Annotated in this window: 2 protein-coding genes; both read right to left on the bottom strand. The window is 47.8% G+C overall.

The annotated features are described in order from the left end of the window. Nucleotides 1-204: alpha/beta fold hydrolase (locus R8N28_RS25695; RefSeq protein WP_412079935.1), on the bottom strand; the 204-nt coding region annotated here is incomplete at its 3' end. 157 nt (nucleotides 205-361) lie between these two features. Beyond that, the coding region (tsaD, locus tag R8N28_RS25690) for a tRNA (adenosine(37)-N6)-threonylcarbamoyltransferase complex transferase subunit TsaD (RefSeq protein WP_318183718.1) at nucleotides 362-1214 on the bottom strand (853 nt) is incomplete at its 5' end.

Below are 1214 nucleotides of genomic sequence, written 5' to 3'. Positions count from 1 at the left end.
AGACGTGGTCGAAGCAGGAGCGGCGTCCGATTCACCATGCGCCCATAAGTCAGGCACAATACAACGATAGGACTGGCTCAAAACTTCAATTTGAGGCGCCCACATTTGGCAATCCCACAAATAGCTATGTCCAAACAGCAGCACAGGCCCTTCGCCTTTGTCTAGGTAAGCAAGTTGCTGACCTTCAATTTCAAACTTCTTCATTGTTATATCCATTTATTATTCTTCCGCGCCATCCTATCACTGAACACAAAGAAAACTGCTCACATCAGTCTGGAAATCTCGCACCTTTTTCTTGGGGAAATAAACCACAAAAACAAAGGCCTCTATAAATAGAGGCCAGTCAATATACAAGGTTTGATTACGCGATTGGCGTTAGCTGGTCAATTGGCCAGCGCGGACGCGCTTCTACCGACATATCTGCAACTTCACCGTTCTTCAAACGTTGCATACCTGCATACGCAATCATTGCACCGTTGTCAGTACAGAACTCGGTACGTGGGTAATACACTTCACCACCGATTTTCTTCGCAAGCTTCTCAAGCTCTGCACGCAAGCGACGATTCGCACTTACACCACCAGCAATAACGATGCGCTTCATACCGGTTTGCTCTAATGCACGCTTACATTTGATTGCCAACGTTGCACAAACGGCTTCTTCAAAAGCGTACGCAATATCAGCACGAGTCTGCTCGTCATCGCCATTCGCTGCAATCGTGTTTGCCGTGAAGGTTTTCAAACCAGAGAAACTCATATCCAAACCCGGCACATTGGTCATTGGTCGTGGGAACTTAAAGCGACCCGGAGTACCTTTCTCTGCTAGCTTAGATAACAGAGGACCGCCTGGGTAATCTAGCCCCATCAGCTTAGCTGTCTTATCAAATGCTTCACCAGCTGCATCATCAATGGATTCGCCTAGAATCTTGTATTCACCAATGCCTTTTACTTCCACCATCATCGAGTGACCGCCAGAAACCAACACCGCCACAAATGGGAATGGTGGTGGGTTGTCTTCTAGCATTGGCGCAAGTAAATGACCTTCCATGTGATGAACAGGAACAGCAGGCACACCCCATGCGTAAGCAATACTGCGACCGATGGTTGCACCCACTAGCAAAGCACCAACCAAACCAGGACCGGCCGTGTAAGCCACGCCGTCGATGTCTTGGGATGTTAAGTTTGCTTCTTTTAGTGCCTCTTTAATAAGAGGAATG

Source organism: Vibrio sp. Vb1554 (genome assembly GCF_033344235.1).
This window is presented reverse-complemented; position numbering and strand designations above follow the sequence as displayed.